The following is a 22,529-nucleotide window of genomic DNA, read 5'->3' on the forward strand; positions in this document are numbered from 1 at the left end:
TTTTGAAATTTATTTCACAGGATGACGAATAGCGCTTGGCGGACATCCGTGGCGCGTTTACAGTCCGAAGTCAGCCTTGGCTGAATTCCACGTCACTCCCCTTCCGGCAACGCCTCTTCGCTGCTCTCCAGCCCTTCATTCTCGGGGGCCTCAGAGATGTTTCGGCAGTCATCCCAGATCAGCTCGCTTTGCGCCGTATTGGCCAGCAGCAGCGGTAACGCCGACTGCGCCTTGTTGGCCGTATCGTGGAACACCACGGTACCTCGGCGCCAGAGCAGCATGAGCGTCAGCACCCGGTCACCCGACTGTTCGGCAGTGAGCCGACCCGCTGCGTCCTGTGCATCAATGTTCCACAACGACACCCGCAAATGCTGGGAGCGGAAATAGTCGCCGCTGTCAGCGCGACGGTGGCCATACGGGGGGCGGAACAACGGCACGAAGTTGTCGGGCAGAATGCGCTGAACCAGTTCGGAACTGCGCTGTACAGAATCCTGCCAGTCAAGCCATTGGCTGTGCGAGCGATACTCCCAACCCTGGATACCGACGCATTGCTGGCGGTACAAGGCCTGAAGCGAGCTTGCAGAGCTGCCCTCCAGTCGGTCCTGCAAGCTTTTGCCAAGTACGAAGAAGGTGGCATTCATCTTCTGTTGGCGCATGAAATCGGCAAGCCAGTCGGTACCGCCGTCGGCAGCACTAGGGCCGCCGGCAAAGTTGAGCATGAAGGTGCGGTCAGGCATCTCGTCACCGCTCATTTCATCCGAGTTGTAACGCTCGATCTCGCTGCTGGTCTGCGGGAAGAGTGCCGCCATGAACAACAGTTCATTCAGGTAGCGCTGGTGAAACACTGCGCTGGGTTTGGCCCAGGCCGCATAGAAAGAGTCGTTGGAAACCTGATATTCCTCGGCGCGCTGACGCAACTGATCCATGTCTTCGACCAGGACACAGAAGTTGGCGTCCTCTTCGCAGCTTTTCTGCGCGCTCTGATAGTTTTCCAGCAGACGCGACCAAAGCCGATGGCGAACCACATTCAGCGACGACACATTGACGTAACGCAGACCGAGACGCTGCTTGAGCCCTTCTTCGTCCAGCTTCTCACTGAGCAGAAGCTGATGAGCGAACGCCAGAATTTCTGCACGGGAGGCGACGTCGAACAGCGCGGGCGTCTCAAGGCGCTCTGGCCAGACGCTGCGATCCATCGTGGCGATCACCGGAGCGGCCGCCTGAGCCTGGGCCCAGAACAGACACGCGCAAACTGCTAAAACAATACGCAAACCCTTTGCCCTCTCTGTCTACGGTCAACGCCATGACCGGCGCGCCACTATAGCTGATCCCGGCCCCGCGTCTTGTGTCCGCACGCTGACAAAGCCGATATCGCCGACTGACGCAGGGTGCCTGTGCACTCGGAGGCATGTCTGGCTGGCCAGTACGCGAGCTCTATCGCCACCATAGCTGGAGTCACGGGCGCACACCCCCTAGAATCGCCGGACGATCAAAGGAGACGACTTCATGCTGATGGTGATTTCCCCAGCGAAAACCCTCGATTTCGAAACACCGCCCACGACCGAGCGTTTTACCCAGCCGCAGTACCTGGATCACTCCCAGGAACTGATCACCCAGCTTCGCGAGCTGACACCCGCACAGATCGGTGAGTTGATGCACCTGTCCGACAAGCTGTCGGGCCTCAATGCCGCACGGTTCGGCAGCTGGAACCCGGCGTTCACGCTCGACAATGCAAAACAGGCACTGCTGGCATTCAAAGGCGATGTATACACCGGTCTGCAGGCCGAGACGCTGAGCGAAGCGCAGCTCACCTACGCACAGGACCACTTGCGCATGCTGTCCGGCCTCTATGGCCTGCTGCGCCCATTGGACCTGATGCAACCGTACCGCCTGGAAATGGGCACTCGATTGCCGAACGCGCGAGGCAAGGACCTTTACGCATTCTGGGGAACGCGCATCAGCGAATGGCTCAATGAGGCCTTGGCCGAACAGGGCGACGATCTGCTGCTGAACCTGGCGTCCACCGAATACTTTTCGGCCGTCAAGCGCTCGGCATTGAACGCCCGCATCATTGATACCGAGTTCAAGGACTTCAAGAACGGCCAGTACAAGATCATCAGCTTCTACGCCAAGAAAGCGCGCGGCATGATGAGCCGTTTTGTGATCTCCGAACGTATCGACAGCCCCGATGCACTAAAAGAGTTCGATGTCGGCGGATACTGCTACAACGCGGAGCAGTCCACGCCAACCAAGTTAGTGTTCCTGCGCGATGTCGAAGATCAGCTCTGACGGACTGTTGATCCAGTAACAGTTGTGTGGCGCCTTGCCGCTACACAACTCAGCCCCTCTCTTTCAACCCCTGATTGCCAGCTTAATGACGTCAGATAAATGTCATTTAAAAATCGTCCTACAAACCGCCTCGCGATTCTCAAAAAAATAACAACTTTTTTCAGTAGTAGCATTTCAGTTTTTTGCACTGATAGCACTTTCACACCCACCCCGCTTAACTCCCCGCCAACTAGGCACAAAACGAAAAGTGCCATCAATATGCAATTGTCTATGTCACAGGTTCGATACGTTATTTTCTCCAAAACAGGACGAGCGGCCAGGAACTAAATGCGAAACCTTACGCTCCTACATCCCGTAACAATTCTCGGCAACGTTGTAAGAGATCACTTACAGGGACGCGAGGGTAAAGGGAAGTTACCGACGACATGCCTTCTTCGACAAACGAAGGCGTCAGGTACCGAAATTAAACTCATATCACTAGTTGAAGTAGGTAGACAGGCGAAGCACCAGAATGGTGTGGCGCGCAGGACTCGACAATGATCGCCAAGGCTCTGCACCAAGGCTTTCAGCTCCTGATCCGCCGTCGATCGCTACACAGGAGTGGTTTACTGCATCCAAGAGAGCAGGGCCCTGCCCGGTAAGGCCAGGTCACTTGCCGCTTGTACTTAGTGTCATTTGAGTCAACCCCGCTTGTTTGGGCACTCACTCATTATTTTGCCTGCGTTAGTTTAACGGCTGTTACTCGCCGTGATAACGGGCGCGTGTCACCTGCTGGCCAAAATTAATATCCAGCCAACTTATGGCGTAAACATCGAGGAGAATACGATGCGTATCAGCATCTTTGGTTTGGGTTATGTCGGTGCAGTCTGTGCCGGTTGCCTTTCTGCACGGGGTCATGAAGTTGTCGGTGTGGATATTTCCAGCACCAAGATCGACCTGATCAATAGCGGCAAGTCGCCTATCGTTGAGCCGGGTCTCGAAGACCTTCTGGCGCAAGGTATTCGTACCGGTAAACTGCGCGGCACTACAGACTTTGCAGAGGCCATCCGTGCCACCGATCTGTCGATGATCTGCGTGGGTACGCCCAGCAAGAAAAACGGCGATCTGGAACTCGATTTCATTGAAGCCGTGTGCCGTGAAATTGGTTATGTCCTGCGTGACAAAACTTCCCGTCACACCATCGTGGTCCGCAGCACCGTACTTCCGGGCACTGTTGCCAACGTGGTTATTCCTATCCTTGAAGACTGCTCGGGCAAGAAAGCAGGCGTGGACTTCGGTGTAGCAGTGAACCCTGAGTTCCTGCGTGAAAGTACTGCCATCAAAGACTACGACCTGCCACCGATGACTGTGATCGGCGAATTCGACAAGGCGTCGGGCGACGTCCTGCAATCGCTGTACGAAGAACTGGACGCACCGATCATCCGCAAGGACATCGCCGTTGCTGAAATGATCAAGTACACCTGCAACGTGTGGCACGCCACCAAGGTCACTTTCGCCAACGAAATCGGCAACATTGCCAAGGCCGTCGGCGTCGATGGTCGCGAAGTGATGGAAGTGGTCTGCCAGGACAAGGCACTGAACCTGTCCCAGTACTACATGCGCCCTGGCTTCGCATTCGGCGGTTCCTGCCTGCCGAAAGACGTGCGTGCCCTGACCTACCGCGCCAGCACCCTGGACGTTGATGCTCCCCTGCTCAACTCCCTGATGCGCAGCAACGTTTCCCAGGTTCAGAACGCGTTCGACATGGTCGCCGCCTACGACACTCGCAAAGTCGCCCTGCTGGGTCTGAGCTTCAAGGCCGGTACTGACGACCTGCGCGAAAGCCCGCTGGTAGAACTGGCGGAAATGCTGATCGGCAAAGGCTTCGACCTCAGCATCTACGACAGCAACGTTGAATACGCACGTGTTCACGGCGCCAACAAGGAGTACATCGAGTCCAAGATTCCGCACGTTTCGTCTCTGCTGAATTCGGACTTCGATCAAGTCATCAATGACTCTGACGTAATCATCCTGGGTAACCGCGACGAGCGCTTCCGTGCACTCGCCGACAAGACGCCAGAAGGCAAACGTGTCGTCGACCTGGTGGGCTTCATGTCCAAGGCCACCAGTGAAGAAGGCCGTGCCGAAGGTATCTGCTGGTAAATCAGCCGCAAGCCACAAGCGCCAGGCTCCAAGCCACAAGTTCAAGCGTTGCTTGAGCTTGGGGCTTGAGGCGTGCAACTGACTTTGGGATACAGATTATGCAGAGGCTAAAGCACGGCCTGTTACAGGCCGCCGGTTGGCTGTTCTACCTGAGTTTATTAATGGGCATTGCTACGGCATTGCCCACCAGTATCTTCGACTCACAGTCGAAGAACTTTATCTTCCTGATCGGCTTCATTGGTATCTGGCGTTATTCAATGGGGTTCACGCACTTTGTGCGCGGGATGATTTTTCTGTACATCGTTTATCCGCACTTGCGTCGCAAGGTTCAGAAGTTGGGTACGGCGGCAGATCCGTCCCATGTATTCCTGATGGTGACCAGTTTTCGTATCGATGCGTTGACCACCGCTCAGGTGTACAGCTCGGTGATTCGTGAGGCGATCAATTGCGGTCTGCCGACGACTATCGTCTGCTCGCTGGTGGAAATGTCCGATGAACTGCTGGTCAAGAGCATGTGGGCAAGGCTCAACCCGCCAAACCGCGTGAAACTCGACTTCGTGCGCATTCCGGGTACCGGCAAACGTGACGGCCTGGCCTATGGCTTCCGCGCCATCTCGCGTCACCTTCCGGATGAACGTGCGGTTGTGGCCGTAATCGACGGCGACACTGTGCTCAACGAAGGCGTCGTGGCCAAGACCGTGCCGTGGTTTCAGCTGTTCGACAATGTCGGCGGCCTGACCACCAACGAATTTTGCGAAGTGCGTGGCGGCTACATCATGAGTGAATGGCACAAGCTGCGGTTCGCCCAGCGCCACATCAACATGTGCTCCATGGCTCTGTCCAAACGCGTACTGACCATGACCGGTCGTATGTCGGTGTTCCGCGCCTCGGTCGTTACCAACCCAGAGTTCATCGCCGACGTGGAGAGCGATTCGCTCAACCACTGGCGTCTGGGGACGTTCAAGTTTCTGACCGGCGACGACAAGTCCAGCTGGTTCAGCCTGATGCGCCTGGGCTACGACACCTTTTACGTACCGGATGCAGCGATCAACACCGTTGAACACCCGCCCGAGAAGAGCTTCCTGAAGGCCAGCCGCAAGCTGATGTACCGCTGGTACGGCAACAACCTTCGCCAGAACTCGCGTGCGCTTGGCCTGGGTGTTCGTCGCCTGGGAATGTTCACGAGCGTGGTGCTGTTTGACCAGCGCGTGTCGATGTGGACCTCGATCCTCGGGTTGAGCGTCGCCATCATCGCCAGCTTCAAGTATGGCGGTGCCTTCCTGCTGATGTACCTGCTGTGGATCGGCATTACCCGCCTGATCCTGACGCTGCTGCTGTCCTTCTCGGGACACAGGATCGGCCCTGCCTACCCCATGATCCTCTATTACAACCAGATCGTCGGCGCCTTGATGAAGATCTACGTGTTCTTCCGCCTGGATCGCCAGTCCTGGACTCGCCAGGACACCAAACTCAGCCGCGACATGGCCAGCTTTCAGGGCTGGTTCAACACGTGGTCATCCCGAACCATGACTTTCTCGGCTGGCACCATCTTCGTCGCCGTGCTGTTGACGATGGTTTGACCGGGCCAACGGATTAATCGCTTAAGTAGGAAAAATAGCCATGAATACAGCCGTGAATGCGAACGTCGTACATGAATCCGAAGCCCAGCGCCAACACGCACGGGTCAAGATCCCTGCCAAGCTGCGCCTGCTGAACAATCAGCCGAATGCACCTCTGGTCCGTATCGAAGACTTGTCAGCGGGCGGCTTGAGCTTCATTGCCCCGCAAGGTGTGAGATACACCACGGGCGAAGTGATCAAGGGTCGCCTGCAGTTTCTGATCGACAACCTTGGCCTGGCCATGGACGTTGAATTGCAGATTCGCTCGCTGGATAACGCCAGCGGCCGCGTCGGTTGCCAGTTCCAGAACCTGGAAGCTCAGGACATCGCCACCCTGCGTCACCTGATCACTTCTCACCTGTCCGGCGACATCGTGAGCATGGGCGAGGTGCTGGCAACCTTGCAGCGCGACAACTTCACCAAGGCGCGCAAGGTCAAGGGCAACGACGGCGGCATGAGCACGATGGGACGTCTGCGCGCGGTCACGTTCAGCCTCGGTATCTTCATAGTCGGCCTGGCGGCGTTCGGGTTCATCTTCAAGACTGTCTACGGTCTGTATTTCGTCAGCCACGCCTCGGCGGGCCTGGTGTCGATCCCGAGCATGGACGTGACCATGCCCCGTGAAGGCACCGTGCAAAGTCTGGTCGGTCCCAACGGTGAAGCAGTGAAAGGCGCGCCTCTGGCCACCTTCAACACCAGCATGCTGGAAATGCTCAAGGGCAGCCTGACCGGTGAAGACCTGCAGCCAGCCAAGATCGAAGAGCTGTACGGCAAGCAAATGAGCGGCACCATGACCAGCCCTTGCGATTGCGTGGTTGCGCGTCAACTGGTGGCTGATGGTCAGTTCGCTTCCAAAGGCCAGGTGATCTTCCAGCTCGTACCGCGCAATGCACCGGCTACCGTCGAAGCACGCTTCACCTATCGCCAGTTCAACGACGTTAAGCCAGGCACCCGTGTCAGCTTCCAGATCGCTGGTGAAGACAAACTGCGCACTGGCCAGATCGTCAGCAGCACCAACCTGAGCGACACCGACCTGTCTACCGACATTCGCGTTCAGATCAAGCCTGATGAAAGCCTGAGCAGCTCGCTTGCCGGCCGTCCTGTTGAAGTGGTCAGTGATCGCGGGCCTTCCGTGAACTGGCTGATCGACAAAGCCATGGCTGCGGGTCTGTAATCATGAGCAGCCCACTACGACGCCTGTCGACCCCCACGCTATTGAGCCTCGCTGTCGCGCTCGGCCTGAGCGGCTGTGCCGGCCTGCCTGACCAACGCCTTGCCAATGAAGCCCTGAAAAACGGCGACACGGCACTGGCGGAGCAGAACTATCGGCAGCTGGCGGACTTGGGCTACAGCGATGCACAGGTTGGCCTGGCAGACATTCAGGTCAATACCCGTGACCCCGCCCTGCTCAAGCAGGCCGAGGCGACTTACCGTGCTGCGGCGCAGACTTCGCCACGTGCGCAATCGCGTTTGGGTCGCCTGCTGGCGGCCAAGCCCGATGCCACGGACGCCGAGCGTCAGGAAGCCGAAGGTCTGCTCAAGCAAGCCTTCGCCAATGGCGAGTCGGGCACCCTGGTGCCGCTGGCCATGCTGTACCTGCAATACCCGCACAGTTTCCCGAATGTGAACGCGCAGCAGAAGATCAGCCAGTGGCGTGCTGCCGGCTATCCGGAAGCCGGTCTGGCCCAGGTGCTGCTGTATCGCACTCAGGGCACCTACGATCAGCATCTCGATGAAGTGGAAAGCATCTGCAAGCAGGCGCTGAACACCACCGATATTTGCTACGTCGAACTGGCCACGGTTTACCAGAAGCGCGGCAATACCGAGCAACAGGCTGCGTTGATCGCGCAACTCAAGAGCGAACACGCTGCCGGTCGCATTGGCGCGCAACGTGTCGACAGCGTGGCGCGCGTCCTGGGTGACAGCGAAATCGGCACGCCGGACGAAAAGACCGCCCAGCAATTGCTCGAAGGCATCGCACCGGGTTATCCGGTTTCCTGGGTCACCCTGGCCAAACTGCTGTACGACTTCCCGGAACTGGGTGACGTCAACAAGATGATGGAATACCTGGACAACGGACGCGCCGCGGACCAACCGCGTGCCGAGCTGTTGCTGGGTCGCCTGTATTACGAAGGCAAGTGGGTGCCAGCCGATGCAGCCAAGGCTGAAGAGCACCTCAAGAAAGCCTCCGCCACGGAGATCTCTGCCCACTATTACCTGGGTCAGATCTACCGTCGCGGCTACCTGGGTCAGGTCTATTCACAAAAAGCCGTGGATGAATTGCTGACCGCCGCACGCGGTGGTCAGAACAGCGCCGACTTCGCCCTCGCGCAACTGTTCTCGCAAGGCAAGGGCACGCTGCCTGACCCAGTGAACGCTTGGGTATTCAGCCAACTCGCGCTGAACTCCAACACCCCGCAGGCCACCGAGCTTGCACAGGTTCTAACCGCACAACTGCCGCCTGAAAAGCTCGCCGGCGCCAAGGAATTGCTGGCACGCGAGCAAAAAGTCCGGGGCGCAAACGCCAATCAGAGCGCATTGGCGATGCAGGCCCTGCAAGAAGAAAAAGACGGTGAGGAAGCACTATGAAGTTGAATCCCCTGATGGCTGCGGGCATGGGCCTGGGTTTCTCCCTGTTGTGGGCCTGCCCGACGCTGGCAGCGCTGACTGAAGTCCAGAACTTCGGTCTGGAAGTGAAAGCCACTGCGCAGGCCGAAGACGACCGCGACCTGGGCACCCGCTCGGGCGGCGACGTCAACGGTCTGGGTCTGGACGTGCGCCCGTGGGTGTATGGCGAGCGCGGCAACTGGAGCGCCTACGCCATGGGCCAGGTGGTCACCGCCACCGACACCATTCAGACCGACCCGCTGGAACAGTCCACCGGAGACGGCGACGGCACGCAGGTTTCGCGCGGCACGGCCAGCGAACGCGAAGTCGACAAGACCTACGCTGCCCTGCGTGAATTCTGGGTCGGCTACAGCGGCTTCACCCCCTACCCCGGCGAGATCCTGAAAGTCGGCCGCCAGCGTCTGCGCAACGACGATGGCCAATGGCATGACACCAACATCGAAGCCATCAACTGGACCTTCGACACTACCCTGCTGCGTGCCGAACTGGGTGCTGCCCAACGCTTCAGCGAATACCGCACGGACCTGACCGAACTGGCGCCGGATGACGAGGACCGTCAGCACCTGTTCGGCTCGGCCAGCTACCAGTGGACCCCAGGCCATTGGGTGGGCGCCCGCGCTCATTACAGCCATGACGACGGCAAGCTCAAGGGCCAGAACCAGGAGCTGGACGATCTGGACAAGACGTCCAATGGCGACCTGACCTGGTTGGGCCTGCAAGCTGACAGCGACGCGTACAACCATCGCAACACCAATACGCTCAATTACTGGGGCAGCCTGACCTGGCTCAACGGCACCCGTGACGAGATCGGTGTCAACGCGGTAAACGATCAGTATTTTGCAGGCGAGAAAAGCAGCCGCGACATGAACGGCTGGGCCACCGATCTGGGCCTGCGTCTGCGCCTCGATCCGCAGTGGCAAGTCGGCGCCGCCTACTCGCGCGCCAGCAAGGACTACGTACAGAACGGCCTGGAAAGCAACCGTTCGAACTGGACCGGCACACGCTCGCGAATCCATCGCTTCGGTGAAGCCTTCCAGGGCGAAATGGCCAACGTGGAAACCGGCTCGCTGTTCGCCTCGTGGCAGATGAACGAGGAATACGACGCGTCGCTGATCTACCACAAGTTCCGTCGCGTGGACGGCAATACCGGGATCGGCAGCTCAGGGCTCAACGCAGTACGCGAGAACGGCGACACCAATACGTTCAGCTCGCTGCCCCTGGAAGATGGCCGCAAGGACCTAGGTCAGGAAATGGACCTGGTCGTCACCAAGTACTTCAAGCAAGGCTTGCTGCCGGCTTCGCTCAGCCAGTCCTTCGATGAACCTTCGGCACTGGTGCGCTTGCGTGCAGGTGTCTTCAAGCCCGGCGATGCGTACCACAACGGTGTGGATGAATACATGCATCGCGCCATTGTCGACGTCATCTGGCGCTTCTGATGCAGACCGCCAAAGGAGTGCGAGAGATGAACAGTCAAGCAAGCAACGGGCGTAGCCGAACCTGGCCTCACGCCCTGCTCGAAAGCGCCGTGCTGAGCAGCGCACTGCTGATGGCGAGCAGTGTCGCGCTGGCCAACGCGCCTGTCGTACCCGAGTCGCCGAAAGCGGTAGTCAAGGAGTTGCAACAGGCCAAGAGCTACACCATCACCAGCCCGCCCACCGAGCCGTTGGAAATGTCCAAGCCGGTGCTGCCGGACCTCAGCGGCTACACCGCCGAGGCTGCGCTGAAGAAGATCGTGCGCAACAAGCCAGGCAAAGTCACCGTCTCGCGCATGATGGAAGAAACCGGCCTGAAGGAATTCATCGGCGGCGACAACAAGATGGCCGAATGGGTAGCCCGTCAGAAAGGGATCCCGCAAGCGATCATCATTTCCGATGGCTACGTGAACCTTCAGGACCTGGCGAAGAAAGTCCCCAAGCAGTTCTTCAACGAAGTGTCGCCGGGTGTCTATGTGGCGCGCCTGCCAATCCTGGTCAAGGAAACCGGCATTTTCGAGATCGACAGCAAGACCAAAGAGCTGCGTCTGTCTCAGGAGAAGGGCTCGTTCATCGTCAGCGAAGGCAACATGCTGATCACCCACACGCAGGTCAACGCCTGGAGCGAGACCCGCAACAGCCTGGCGACCTATCGCAAGCCGAATGAGTTTCGCCCGTTCGTGCTGACCTGGGGCGGTTCGCAAACCTGGATCGCTAACACCAGGATGGCGAGCATGGGCTACGACCAGAGCAAGTCGTACGGCGTCAGTATTTCGCAGTACACGCCCAACACCGCGAAGATCCTCAAGCGTGCCGAACCGACCGGCTGGATCATTGATTCGGAATTCTCGGACATGTGGTACGGCTTCTACTGCTATGAGACGCGTGACTTCGTGGTCAAGGGCAATACCTACCGCGACAACATCGTCTACGGCATTGACCCGCATGACCGCTCGCACGGCCTGATCATTGCCGAAAACGATGTCTACGGAACCAAGAAGAAGCACGGGATCATTATTTCCCGCGAAGTGGACAACAGCTTCATCTTCCGCAACAAGAGCCACGACAACAAGTTGTCCGGCGTGGTGCTGGACCGTAACAGCGTCGGCAACATCGTCGCTTACAACGAGATCTACCAGAACCACACCGACGGCATCACGTTGTACGAAAGCGGCAACAACCTGCTGTGGGGCAACCGTGTGATTGCCAACCGCCGTCACGGTATCCGCGTGCGTAACAGCGTCAACATCAAGCTCTACGAGAACGTCTCCATGGCCAATGGGCTGATGGGTGTCTACGGCCACATCAAGGACCTGAGCGACACCGACCGCGACATTGAGCTCGACCCGTTCGACGCTCAGGTATCGCTGATTGTGGTAGGTGGCGAACTGGCCAGCAACGGTTCCGGCCCGCTGTCCATCGACTCGCCCCTCAGCGTCGAGCTGTACCGCGTGTCGATGCTGATGCCCACCAAAGAAGTCGGCATCAGCCTCAACGGCGTTCTGGGCGAGCGCCAGGAAGAAATCCTCGATCTGCTGGTACGCCAGAAGAAAGCCGTATTGATCGACCCCGTCGAAAGCCAGACCGAGCTGCGGGAATGAGGAAGGGTATTGTTATGCACGCACATTTGATCAAACTGTTGAGCCTGTCCAGCCTTACTGCAGCCCTGATGGCGGCCGCCGGGGCAGCTCGCGCAGACGACTCGCAAGCACCGACGTTCACCGCCGAGCCTTGCTGCAGCCTGTGCCCGGCGGCTCACGACGCGAAGAACTACACCACGCGCTATCAGCAGAACTTCACCACGCTGGTGCAGGCTCAGGGCGACTGGCTGTTCCGTACGCAGGAAGACCTGCGCACCGAATTCGACACCACGCCTGCGGGCTATCGCCGCATGAAAGAACTGCACGATGCCTTCAAAAGCAAAGGTGTCGAACTGGTTGTGGTTTACCAGCCGACACGTGGGCTGGTCGACCGCAACAAACTGTTCCCGGCTGAACGCGACAAGTACGACTATGACAAGGCGCTGAAAAACTATCAGGCCATGCTCGGTCGCTTCAGCAAGATGGGCTATTGGGTACCGGACCTGTCGCCATTGACCAACGAGCAGCAGGCGCACGATTTCTACTTCCGCGGTGACCAGCACTGGACGCCGTACGGCGCCCAGCGCACCGCGAAGATAGTCGCCGAAACGGTCAAGAAAGTTCCGGGCTACGACGACATTCCCAAGCGCGAATTCGAAAGCCACAAGTCGGGCCGGATGGGCAAGACCGGTACTCTGCACAACATGGCTGGCCAACTGTGTGGCACCAGCTACGCCGTGCAGTACATGGACCAGTTCACCACCGAACCCAAGGGTGAGGCAGGTGACGGCGATCTGTTCAGCGATTCCGGCAACCCGGAAATCACCCTGGTCGGCACCAGCCACAGTGGCAAGAACTACAACTTCGGCGGTTTCCTTCAGGAATACATCGGCGCCGATGTGTTGAACGTCGCGTTCCCTGGCGGCGGCCTGGAAGGCTCGATGCTGCAGTATCTGGGCAGCGAAGACTTCCAGAAGCGTCCACCAAAAATCCTGATCTGGGAATTCTCGCCGCTGTACCGTCTGGACCAGGAGACCATCTATCGCCAGATGATGTCCCTGCTGGACAACGGTTGCGAAGGCAAACCTGCCGTCATGAGCGCCAGCACCACCCTCAAGCCGGGCAACAACGAAGTGTTGGTCAACGGCAAGAACGGCATCAAGGACATTCGCAACGGCAGCAACCAGATCGATATCAAATTCGATGACACCTCGGTGAAAACTCTTCAGGCCAGGCTCTGGTACATGAATGGCCGCCACGAGGATCTGAAAATCGAGAAGCCCGAAACCTCCGACACCGATGGACGTTTCGCCTTTGAGCTGCGTGAAGACGAGGACTGGGCTGATCAACAGTTGCTGGCCCTCGAAATCCAGGGACCGGAAGCAGGCGCCGAGCCACAGAAAGTCGACGCCAAAGTATGCAAACGCAACGTGTTCCCGAGCGCTGCGAAACACACCGCTCAAGCCGGACTATGAGGTGACTTATGCAGACTCCGAAACTGATACGCCCTACCCTGCTCTCGATGGCAATCCTGTCATCGATGGCCTGGGCAATGGGTGCGTCCGCCGCCGCGACGCTGGTGCCACCCAAGGGTTATGACGCACCTATCGAAAAAATGAAGACCGGTGATCACAACTTCACCTGTGACTCGATCCCGAAGCCGTACACCGACAAGCTGGTTTTTCGCAGCAAGTACGAAGGCTCCGACAAGGCCCGTGCGACGCTGAACCTGAAGTCCGAGGCAGCGTTTCGTGATGCGACCCAGGACATCACCGATCTTGAACGTGGCGTCAGCAAAGTCGTGATGCAGTTCATGCGTGATGGTCGTCCCGAGCAGCTTGATTGCGCGCTGAACATGATGACGACCTGGGCCAAGGCCGATGCGCTGGAGTCCACCGAGTTCAACCACACCGGCAAGTCCATGCGCAAGTGGGCGTTGGGCAGCATGTCGTCGGCTTACCTGCGCCTGAAGTTCTCCGAGTCGCGTCCACTGGCCAACCGCCAGAAAGAATCGCAACTCATCGAAGGCTGGTTCAGCAAGCTCGCCGATCAGGTCATCAGTGACTGGAGCAACCTGCCACTCGAAAAGATCAACAACCATTCCTACTGGGCGGCGTGGTCTGTGATGGCAACTGCTGTCGCTACCAATCGCCAGGACCTGTTTGACTGGGCGGTCAAGGAATACAAGGTCGCCGCGAACCAGGTGGACAAGGACGGTTTCCTGCCCAACGAAATGAAGCGTCGTCAACGCGCCCTTTCGTACCACAACTACGCGCTGCCACCGCTGGCGATGATCGCAAGTTTTGCCCAGGCAAACGGCGTAGACCTTCGCCCGGAAAACAACGGTGCACTGAAACGCTTGGCTGACCGCGTGCTTGAGGGCGTCAAAGACCCTTCGATATTCGCCGCGCACAACGGTGAAAAACAGGACATGACGGACCTGAAAAAGGACCCGAAATTTGCCTGGCTTGAACCCTTTTGCGCGCTCTACAGCTGCAGCCCGGAAGTCCTTGAAGACAAGCACGAAAAGCAACCTTTCAAGACCTTCCGACTGGGCGGTGACCTGACCAAGGTCTACGACCCTGAGCACGAAAAGGGCGACAAGAGTGACAAAGGTTCTTGAGTAAAAGTTGACGCCTGTGGAAGCGAGCCTGCTCGCTCCCACGGGTGACGCTGAAACGACGCGACAACCGCCATATTCGTATGGGGGGTTTGGGGGGCTTTGAGCCCTTGAATGTTGGACTTACGGAGAGATAAGGATGGTTTTCTCATCCAACGTGTTCCTGTTCCTGTTCTTGCCGATCTTTCTCGGCTTGTACTACCTGAGCGGGCAACGCTATCGCAATCTGCTGCTGCTGATTGCCAGCTACATCTTCTACGCCTGGTGGCGTGTGGACTTCCTGGCACTGTTCATTGGCGTGACCGTCTGGAACTACTGGATCGGTCTGAAAGTGGGCGCAGCAGGCGTACGAACCAAACCGGCGCAGCGCTGGCTTTTGCTGGGCGTCGTGGTTGACCTGGGTATCCTGGGCTACTTCAAGTACGCCAACTTCGGTGTCGACAGCATCAACGCCGCCATGACCTCCATGGGTCTGGAGCCGTTCATCCTGACGCACGTGCTGTTGCCGATCGGTATCTCGTTCTATGTCTTCGAGTCCATCAGCTACATCATCGACGTGTACCGCGGCGACACGCCAGCCACGCGCAATCTGATCGACTTTGCAGCGTTCGTGGCGATCTTCCCGCACCTGATCGCAGGCCCGGTGTTGCGTTTCCGCGACCTGGCTGACCAGTTCAACAACCGTACTCACACGCTGGACAAGTTCTCTGAAGGCGCCACGCGCTTCATGCAGGGCTTCATCAAGAAAGTGTTCATCGCTGACACGCTGGCCGTTGTGGCGGACCACTGCTTCGCCCTGCAAAACCCGACCACGGGTGATGCCTGGCTCGGCGCACTGGCCTACACCGCGCAGCTGTATTTCGACTTCTCCGGTTACAGCGACATGGCCATCGGTCTGGGTCTGATGATGGGTTTCCGCTTCATGGAAAACTTCAAGCAGCCCTACATCAGCCAGTCGATCACCGAGTTCTGGCGTCGCTGGCACATCAGCCTGTCGACCTGGCTGCGTGACTACCTGTACATCACGCTGGGCGGCAACCGTGGCGGCAAGTTCGCGACCTACCGCAACCTGTTCCTGACCATGCTGCTGGGCGGCCTGTGGCACGGTGCCAACGTCACCTACATCATCTGGGGTGCATGGCACGGCATGTGGCTGGCGATTGAAAAAGCGCTGGGCATCAACACCAAGCCTTACAACTTCAACCCAATCCGCTGGGCCCTGACATTCCTGCTGGTTGTGGTCGGCTGGGTCATCTTCCGCGCAGAAAACCTGCACGTCGCCGGCCGTATGTACGGCGCGATGTTCAGCTTCGGTGAATGGCAGCTGTCCGAGCTCAACCGCGCAAGCCTCACCGGCCTGCAAGTGGCGACCCTGGTACTGGCTTACGCAACGCTGGCGTTCTTCGGCCTGCGTGACTTCTACCAGAACCGTGAAACGGACAACCGCAGGAGCGCCAAGGCCGACGGTCCGGCGACTGCGCAACCGGGCACCATCAAGGCCGTACCTGGCGATGCTCCCGGCAGCCTGCACCTGCCCGGCTACACCGTGGGCAGCGAAGCTCAGGTGCAACCGGCTTACTGGGTTGCGGACTGGCCTCGCTACGCAATGCGCGCACTGATCCTGCTGTTGTTCGTTGCCTCGATTCTCAAACTTTCGGCGCAGAGCTTCTCGCCGTTCCTTTACTTCCAGTTCTGAGGAGCCTGACATGACCCGTTCATTACGAATCCTCTATATCGCCATCTTCCTGGGCCTGTTGCTGGTTCTCGGCGCCTGGTCGCTGCGCAGCTTCAGCAACTTTTCCACGTCGGCCGAGACCACGGTGCTCAACGGCAAATGGACCAAGGCGGCGGAAACTCATTACGACGATGAGTTCCCGATCAAGCGTCTGGGCACCAACCTCTGGGCGGCGCTGGACTACAAGCTGTTCAAGGAAGGGCGTCCGGGCGTAGTGCTCGGCAAGGACCAGTGGCTGTACACCGATGAAGAGTTCGACGCTGTTGCCAATGGCGAACAGAACGAAGCGGACAACCTGGCGTTGATCCAGGGCGTGCGCGATGCGCTGGAAAAACAGGGCAGCAAACTGGTCCTGGCCATCGTTCCGGCCAAGACTCGCCTTTACCCGGAGCATATCGGTAACAGCAAACCTGCCAGCCTGCATGTGGATCTGTATCAACAGTTCCATGCGCAGGTGGCCCAGGCTGGCATCTTCGCCCCGGACCTGCTGGCTCCGCTGCAGGCCGCCAAACAGCAAGGCCAGGTGTTTCTGCGTACCGACACTCACTGGACCCCACTGGGTGCCGAAGTGGCAGCCAAACAACTGGGCGTTGCGATTGCGCAGAAAACCCCGCTCAGCGGCGAGCCTGAACAGTTCGTCACGCAGGCCAGGGAAAGCGCTCCCTACAAAGGCGACCTGACCAACTTCCTGCCGCTGGACCCGCTGTTCAGCAACCTGCTGCCCAAGCCTGACGACCTGCAACAACGCAGCACCGATCTGGCAGAAGGCGCCGCCGCTGGCAACGACGCGCTGTTTGCAGACAGCGACATCCCGGTCGGCCTGGTCGGCACCAGCTACAGCGCCAACCCTAACTGGAACTTCGTGGGTGCCTTGAAAGAAGCGTTGCGCAGTGACGTCGTCAACTATGCCGAAGACGGCCACGGCCCGATTCTGCCGATGCTCAAGTACCTGCAGACCGATGCGTTCAAGAACACCCCGCCGCAAGTGGTCATCTGGGAATTCCCGGAGCGCTACCTGCCGGCTCACAACGACCTTGGTGAGTTCGATCCGCAGTGGATCGCTCAGCTGAAGAAATCCCGTGATTCCAAAGAAAATCTGGCGCTTGGCGCCACCCCATCCGAGTCGCCCAACCGGGCGCAAAACTGAGAGGACTGACTCATGACTCAACAGAACACTACCCAACGTCTGGCTAAAAACCGCCTGTTCAAAACCTGCGCACTGGCCGCGGGCCTGGGCCTGATGTCGCTGCAAGCCTTTGCCGGTGACTCCGCCCTGTACGGCCCGACCGCACCGAAAGGCTCGACTTTCGTGCGTGTCTATAACGCCAGCAACGCCGAAATCAGCGCCAGCGTCGGCAACACCAACCTCAACGAAGTGGCGCCACTGGGCAGCACTGCGTTCAGCTTCATGCCGCCAGGTGACTACACCGCCAAGCTGGGCAGCCAGAACGTGCCGGTGAAACTGGCAGGCGACCACTATTACACGCTGGTCAACAACGCCAGCGGCAAGCCGCAACTGGTCGAAGAGGCACCGTTCAAGAACAAACAGAAATCCCTGGTTCGTGTTCAGAACCTCAGCGACAAATCCCTGACCCTGAAAACTGCCGATGGCAAGACCGAGGTCGTCAAGACCGTGGCTGCCAAAGGTACCGGCGAGCGTGAAATCAATCCGGTCAAAGTCAGCCTGGCGCTGTACGACGGCGACAAGAAAGTCACCGATGTGAAACCTGTGGCGCTGGAGCGTGGCGAAGCCGCTGTGCTCTACATCACCGGCAGTGGCAGCAGCCTCTCGCCAGTGTGGGTCAAGCCACCGGTCGCAACCCGCTAAACGGATCAAGTCAGCCGGCTCAAGGCATCAGCCATGAGCCGGTCGGCGCGGAACAAGAACAAGACAGAAACGACAGATACCACGTACAGCCCATATTGAATACTTTGGAGAAACAAGATGATTCCAGTGATTTTGTCAGGCGGTAGCGGTTCACGACTCTGGCCGCTTTCGCGTAAACAATTCCCCAAGCAGTTCCTGGCACTGACCGGCGACCACACGCTGTTCCAGCAAACGCTGGAGCGCCTGGTGTTCGATGGCATGCAGGACCCGATTGTTGTCTGCAACAAGGAACACCGCTTCATCGTCAACGAGCAACTCGCTGCCCTGAAGCTGCAAACCCAGGCCATCCTGATGGAGCCGTTCGGTCGCAACACCGCACCGGCCGTGGCCCTGACCGCCATGAAACTGGTCAACGAAGGCAATGACGGCCTGATGCTGGTCCTGCCTGCCGACCACGTGATCGACGATCAGAAAGCACTGCAACGCGCACTGGCGCTGGCAACCGTGGCTGCTGAACGTGGTGAGATGGTGCTGTTCGGCATCCCGGCCAACAAGCCGGAAACCGGCTACGGCTACATCAAATCCACTGCCGACGCATTACTGCCGGAAGGCGTGAGCCGCGTGTCGCAATTCGTCGAGAAGCCTGACGAAAAACGCGCCAAGGAGTTCGTTGAAGCCGGTGGTTACTACTGGAACAGCGGCATGTTCCTGTTCCGCGCCAGCCGCTTCCTGGAAGAGCTGAAAAAGCACGACCCTGATATCTACGACACATGCCTGATGACACTTGAGCGCAGCACAGAAGATGGCGACACCGTCGAAATCGACGCGTCGACTTTCGCCTGCTGCCCGGACAATTCCATTGACTACGCGGTGATGGAAAAAACCCAACGCGCTTGCGTCGTGCCATTGTCGGCCGGCTGGAGCGATGTCGGCTGCTGGTCTTCGCTATGGGAAGTGAATGCCAAGGACGCCAACGGCAACGTCACCAAGGGCGACGTTGTCATCCAGGACAGCCGCAACTGCATGATCCACGGCAACGGCAAGCTGGTATCGGTGATCGGTCTGGACAACATTGTGGTCGTCGAAACCAAGGACGCCATGATGATTGCCCACAAGGACAAGGTCCAGGGCGTCAAGCAGATGGTCAACACCCTGAACGAACAGGGTCGCACCGAAACCCAGAACCACCTCGAAGTTTACCGTCCGTGGGGCTCCTACGACTCGGTCGACATGGGCGGTCGTTTCCAGGTCAAGCGCATCTCGGTCAAGCCGGGCGCCTGCCTGTCGCTGCAAATGCACCACCACCGCGCCGAACACTGGATCGTGGTGTCCGGTACAGCGCAGGTGACCTGTGACGAGAACGTATTCCTGCTCACCGAAAACCAGTCCACCTACATCCCGATCGCCTCGGTGCATCGCCTGAAAAACCCAGGCAAGATCCCGTTGGAGATCATTGAAGTGCAATCGGGCAGCTACCTGGGCGAAGACGACATCGAGCGTTTCGAAGATGTCTACGGCCGCTCGGGCGCGCTGGAAGCAGGCGTGAAAACCCAGACGATCGCGCGTTAACGATCAGCCTGACGGCACGCTGTAACAGTTGAAACCCAACCCCTGCCTGCGTATCCCCATCCGCAGGCGGGGGGTGGGTTTTTTGTTCTGGGAAACCCTGTTTCAAGTGTTTCAGCTCGCGCGACTGGGCACAGAACGGTTGGATGAAGAGCTGTTGGGACGGTTGGCGAGCACATTGAAGCGGTCGATTGAAAGCCCATGCATTTCTCCAGCCTTGTCATCGTGCATCTGCGTCACGATATAGGTCCCCCAGAAATCAGCTACCCGGGTCAGCCATGTCTCGAATTTACTGAAGCGATGTTTCCAGGATTGATAGGTTGCCTTGAGCTCACTGTTTTGTTGTATCGCTTCTCTGACCACCGCTCGTTGGTACCCAGTCGCCTGCTCTGAAGACAGCGTGTAGTCCATGTCAAAGGCTGGGTAATAAAAATCATCATTGGTATTCAGCTCGAGGTGCGAGAGCTCATGAATCAATGTCGACATTTTTGCGACCAGTGAGTTAGCCCGAAACTCCGCGGTAAAAAATATCCGTTTGTGGGTATCTTCTGGAAAGACAAATGCGTACTCGCTGACCGGAGGGCCATAGGCATCGCCCTCCAGGTAAACGAGCTGATCTCGCCGCGCTCCTCCCCTCTGATATTGAGACAGTGCGCTGATGATGCTTGTGTAGCCCGCAATCACACCTGACACAAATACGTTCGACTCGCCCTGTTTGGCCAGTGCTTCGGCACCTACAAACGCCTCAAGCCCAGTCACGTCGCCGCTCGCCAGGCGCGACACCGCTTTGCGCATCCCACTCAGCCCTTCTTCGATAGCCATATCCAGCGTAAATACCAGGGCGTGCTCTCCTGCGCGCTCCATCTCCTCGATACCGCGATACTTTATGGCATAAGTCTTCGTAGCGTTTTTTTCAAAAGAGTCGTTCATTCCTTGATAGACCGTTCCTTGTAGGTCAACTCCGCTGCACACCCTGTTTTTGGCGAAGCAGAACAGGTTCAACCCATCCACAGTCCCCGCTGGGTCCGGATTGATCCACCTCTGCAGCCACGGCGCGTAATACCTCAGACCGTAGTAATACAAGCCCGTGGCATCACGCTCCTTGCCGGAATAACGCGCGGTTTTGTAGTTCGCCTCGATGGCATCCCTGCCCGCCCACCAGGACGTTTCGCCGAAGGGGTAATAACTTTCCTGACTGATCAGTTGCGCCGTCTCATCCAGCTCAATGGTGCAGGAGCCCAGGTGGTCGGCAAGCGTATAGCGGATCTGATCTTTTTTAACGGCATCAGACGGCCAGTGCAGTGCTCGCACGCTGCTGCGTCCAGCCTGCGCGATGATGACGTGCAGGGTTTCGCCGGTCGCTGTGTTGGTGCGAATTTCAAGTCCTGGCAAATAACGGACTTCTGCTGTATGCGTGACAGCTCTGGCTTGCGTGGTTCGCACCTTGCGCAGACGCTGGCCGCTGGCGTCGTAAACGTAACGTTCGCTGTCGTCGATACCGGCTTCGCGTACTACCGGGTTGACCTGCTGAAGCTGATTGCGACGGTCCCAGCTAAGGGCCTGCCCGGCTCGCAACTGACGAAGATTGCCATTGGCATCGAACGCAGCGGCGATGTCCTGTTCGTCGGGAATCTGATCGTCGACCACCGGCAAGCTGCGGTTGCCATGGCCCGCGGTCATCAGTGTCCGGGAATGCGACTGTGAACCACTATGGACCAGCTGCCGCAGATTGCCGCCTGCGTCGTAGTGATAAATCTGTGTGTAATTGCTCAGTTGCGAGGGGTCGGGCGGGCTTTGGAAACCGGGAGCAGCCGGCCCGCGAGACCCCATTGCGGCTTCGCGTCCCGTGGCCTCGATCAGTTGGTACAGCGTGTCGTACTGATACGTCGAAACGGCTTCGATGCGCTGATTGGCGAAATAGCGAACCGGCTGAGCGCGATCCTCGATGCGGATAACGTTGCCGACCGGGTCGTAGTCATACAGCAGATTCTGCAGAGGTTCATCACTGCCCTTTGCCGACTTCAACGAAAGCAGGCGACCGTCCTCACCGCAATAACGCGCCGTGCTGACCACGCTATTGTCAGCGGTTTCCGATTCGATTCGGCCCTGTGCGTCGTAATGAATATCCCTGATAAGCGTCCGCTCTGCTTCGCCCTTGAGCTGCAAACGTGCCTCTTTGAGTTGGCCTGCGACCGTATGTGCCAGAACCTGGATGTTGCCCACTGCATCGGTCTGTTTGATCACCTCCCCCAGCGCGTTGTAGCCCCAGCCTGTCGTTGCACCACCACCAGGCTCGCACAGTGCGCAGCGCTGACCTACAGCTTCAGGCCAGTCGGGGATGCCGATACCTTGCAGAAAATGCCGGGTTTGCTCCAGCACACTGCCGGTGATTTCGAACTCGGCATTCAAGCATGTGCCAGCCGGATCATCGTGGCGAATGACTTGGCCGCACTGGTTGTGAGTGGATAAAACTGAAGTGCCATACTGCAGCCGCTCCACGCAAGACTCATCTTCAAACACCGCAGTGGGCCTGAGCTTCTTGTCATACTCAACCCGCCGAACGGTGTCTCGGCCGTCCCAGCTCATCAAGATCTGCCCGCCCATACCCGGCAGCATGATCCGCCAACCTGAGTCCGTGCTTTCGCTTGCCAGCACCTGACCCGAGAGGGAATGAACAGCCGTCAGGTTGGCAGGCGCACCGTCCGCCCATAGCCGAGGATCCCAGCTGGCAACGAGCCGCCCCGCTGCATCAAACGCCGAACGGCTGATGCGCTTCTCAGGTGGGTCGATAACTGACCTTCGGCACAGACCAATTGAAGCGATCACTGCCCCTCGGGGATCAAGTTCTGACAACACCGGGGTGCGTCTGTGCAACGTGGCAGCAGTCATGTTCATGGCCTGATCAATTTCATTGAACTATCAAACAGTGTAGGTCGAAAGAACAGCCTGACCTTACATAGCGATCAGCGGCTCAACTTCGGGTGTTCTATCGGATACCTCTCAGGACTAGTAACTCTGTCAGTCGCAATAAATTTTCATACATGGTTTTT

The 22,529-nt window shown here is 58.3% G+C and carries 15 protein-coding genes; 13 read left to right on the plus strand and 2 right to left on the minus strand.

Annotation, left to right across the window (positions count from 1 at the left end):
* Positions 1-92 precede the first annotated feature (92 nt).
* Entirely contained in the window at positions 93-1,271 is a 1,179-nt protein-coding gene (locus tag KDX37_RS10295) for a polysaccharide deacetylase family protein (protein WP_231652591.1), read from the minus strand.
* A 235-nt stretch (positions 1,272-1,506) separates the two neighbouring features.
* Between KDX37_RS10295 and yaaA the strand changes: the two genes are divergently transcribed.
* From yaaA to KDX37_RS10360, 13 genes are all read left to right on the plus strand, one after another.
* Positions 1,507-2,289: a peroxide stress protein YaaA gene (gene yaaA, locus KDX37_RS10300; protein WP_231652592.1), complete on the plus strand. Its 783-nt coding sequence runs from the start codon at positions 1,507-1,509 to the stop codon at positions 2,287-2,289.
* An 825-nt stretch (positions 2,290-3,114) separates the two neighbouring features.
* Entirely contained in the window at positions 3,115-4,431 is a 1,317-nt protein-coding gene (locus tag KDX37_RS10305) for a nucleotide sugar dehydrogenase (RefSeq protein ID WP_231652593.1), read from the plus strand.
* A 98-nt stretch (positions 4,432-4,529) separates the two neighbouring features.
* On the plus strand, positions 4,530-6,011 hold the full coding sequence (alg8, locus tag KDX37_RS10310; protein WP_264759207.1) for a mannuronan synthase: 1,482 nt from the start codon (positions 4,530-4,532) through the stop codon (positions 6,009-6,011).
* Between the two features lie 40 nt (positions 6,012-6,051).
* Positions 6,052-7,224 (plus strand): alginate biosynthesis protein Alg44, encoded by a 1,173-nt coding sequence (locus KDX37_RS10315; protein WP_231652594.1) that lies wholly within the window; start codon positions 6,052-6,054, stop codon positions 7,222-7,224.
* Between the two features lie 2 nt (positions 7,225-7,226).
* Complete coding sequence (gene algK / locus KDX37_RS10320; protein WP_231652595.1) at positions 7,227-8,639, plus strand: alginate biosynthesis TPR repeat lipoprotein AlgK; 1,413 nt, start codon at positions 7,227-7,229, stop codon at positions 8,637-8,639.
* The gene (locus tag KDX37_RS10325) at positions 8,636-10,114 is read left to right on the plus strand and encodes an alginate export family protein (RefSeq protein ID WP_231652596.1); all 1,479 of its coding nucleotides are present in this window, start codon (positions 8,636-8,638) and stop codon (positions 10,112-10,114) included. The genes algK and KDX37_RS10325 overlap by 4 nt, the downstream gene beginning before the upstream one ends.
* 26 nt (positions 10,115-10,140) lie before the next feature.
* Positions 10,141-11,751: a mannuronan 5-epimerase AlgG gene (gene algG, locus KDX37_RS10330; RefSeq protein ID WP_231652597.1), complete on the plus strand. Its 1,611-nt coding sequence runs from the start codon at positions 10,141-10,143 to the stop codon at positions 11,749-11,751.
* A 14-nt stretch (positions 11,752-11,765) separates the two neighbouring features.
* The gene (locus KDX37_RS10335; RefSeq protein WP_231652598.1) at positions 11,766-13,205 is read left to right on the plus strand and encodes an alginate O-acetyltransferase AlgX-related protein; all 1,440 of its coding nucleotides are present in this window, start codon (positions 11,766-11,768) and stop codon (positions 13,203-13,205) included.
* A gap of 8 nt (positions 13,206-13,213) precedes the next feature.
* Entirely contained in the window at positions 13,214-14,353 is a 1,140-nt protein-coding gene (locus KDX37_RS10340; RefSeq protein ID WP_231652599.1) for a mannuronate-specific alginate lyase, read from the plus strand.
* A 136-nt stretch (positions 14,354-14,489) separates the two neighbouring features.
* Positions 14,490-16,046 carry an MBOAT family O-acyltransferase gene (locus KDX37_RS10345; protein WP_231652600.1) on the plus strand — a complete coding sequence of 519 codons (1,557 nt, stop codon included), beginning with the start codon at positions 14,490-14,492 and terminating at the stop codon, positions 16,044-16,046.
* A 10-nt stretch (positions 16,047-16,056) separates the two neighbouring features.
* Positions 16,057-17,232: an alginate O-acetyltransferase gene (locus KDX37_RS10350; RefSeq protein WP_231652601.1), complete on the plus strand. Its 1,176-nt coding sequence runs from the start codon at positions 16,057-16,059 to the stop codon at positions 17,230-17,232.
* A 12-nt stretch (positions 17,233-17,244) separates the two neighbouring features.
* Positions 17,245-17,913 (plus strand): alginate O-acetyltransferase AlgF, encoded by a 669-nt coding sequence (locus tag KDX37_RS10355; protein WP_231652602.1) that lies wholly within the window; start codon positions 17,245-17,247, stop codon positions 17,911-17,913.
* 117 nt (positions 17,914-18,030) lie between these two features.
* Entirely contained in the window at positions 18,031-19,482 is a 1,452-nt protein-coding gene (locus KDX37_RS10360; RefSeq protein WP_231652603.1) for a mannose-1-phosphate guanylyltransferase/mannose-6-phosphate isomerase, read from the plus strand.
* Positions 19,483-19,593: 111 nt separating this feature from the next.
* Here the strand turns inward: KDX37_RS10360 and KDX37_RS10365 are convergent, their stop codons facing one another.
* Positions 19,594-22,374, minus strand: a complete 2,781-nt coding sequence (locus tag KDX37_RS10365) for an RHS repeat-associated core domain-containing protein (protein ID WP_231652604.1) — start codon at positions 22,372-22,374, stop codon at positions 19,594-19,596.
* Positions 22,375-22,529: the final 155 nt, after the last annotated feature.

This window comes from Pseudomonas californiensis (genome assembly GCF_021147775.1).
GTDB lineage: Bacteria > Pseudomonadota > Gammaproteobacteria > Pseudomonadales > Pseudomonadaceae > Aquipseudomonas > Aquipseudomonas californiensis.

What these genes read in the sequence shown, in the direction of transcription:
- alg8 (WP_264759207.1), top strand. Translation starts at nt 4,530, where the DNA reads ATGCAGAGGCTAAAGCACGGCCTGTTACAGGCCGCCGGTTGGCTGTTC.
- KDX37_RS10360 (WP_231652603.1), top strand. Translation starts at nt 18,031, where the DNA reads ATGATTCCAGTGATTTTGTCAGGCGGTAGCGGTTCACGACTCTGGCCG.
- KDX37_RS10335 (WP_231652598.1), top strand. Translation starts at nt 11,766, where the DNA reads ATGCACGCACATTTGATCAAACTGTTGAGCCTGTCCAGCCTTACTGCA.
- KDX37_RS10345 (WP_231652600.1), top strand. Translation starts at nt 14,490, where the DNA reads ATGGTTTTCTCATCCAACGTGTTCCTGTTCCTGTTCTTGCCGATCTTT.
- KDX37_RS10365 (WP_231652604.1), bottom strand. Translation starts at nt 22,374, where the DNA reads ATGAACATGACTGCTGCCACGTTGCACAGACGCACCCCGGTGTTGTCA.
- algK (WP_231652595.1), top strand. Translation starts at nt 7,227, where the DNA reads ATGAGCAGCCCACTACGACGCCTGTCGACCCCCACGCTATTGAGCCTC.
- KDX37_RS10315 (WP_231652594.1), top strand. Translation starts at nt 6,052, where the DNA reads ATGAATACAGCCGTGAATGCGAACGTCGTACATGAATCCGAAGCCCAG.
- KDX37_RS10340 (WP_231652599.1), top strand. Translation starts at nt 13,214, where the DNA reads ATGCAGACTCCGAAACTGATACGCCCTACCCTGCTCTCGATGGCAATC.
- KDX37_RS10350 (WP_231652601.1), top strand. Translation starts at nt 16,057, where the DNA reads ATGACCCGTTCATTACGAATCCTCTATATCGCCATCTTCCTGGGCCTG.
- KDX37_RS10355 (WP_231652602.1), top strand. Translation starts at nt 17,245, where the DNA reads ATGACTCAACAGAACACTACCCAACGTCTGGCTAAAAACCGCCTGTTC.
- yaaA (WP_231652592.1), top strand. Translation starts at nt 1,507, where the DNA reads ATGCTGATGGTGATTTCCCCAGCGAAAACCCTCGATTTCGAAACACCG.
- KDX37_RS10305 (WP_231652593.1), top strand. Translation starts at nt 3,115, where the DNA reads ATGCGTATCAGCATCTTTGGTTTGGGTTATGTCGGTGCAGTCTGTGCC.
- algG (WP_231652597.1), top strand. Translation starts at nt 10,141, where the DNA reads ATGAACAGTCAAGCAAGCAACGGGCGTAGCCGAACCTGGCCTCACGCC.
- KDX37_RS10325 (WP_231652596.1), top strand. Translation starts at nt 8,636, where the DNA reads ATGAAGTTGAATCCCCTGATGGCTGCGGGCATGGGCCTGGGTTTCTCC.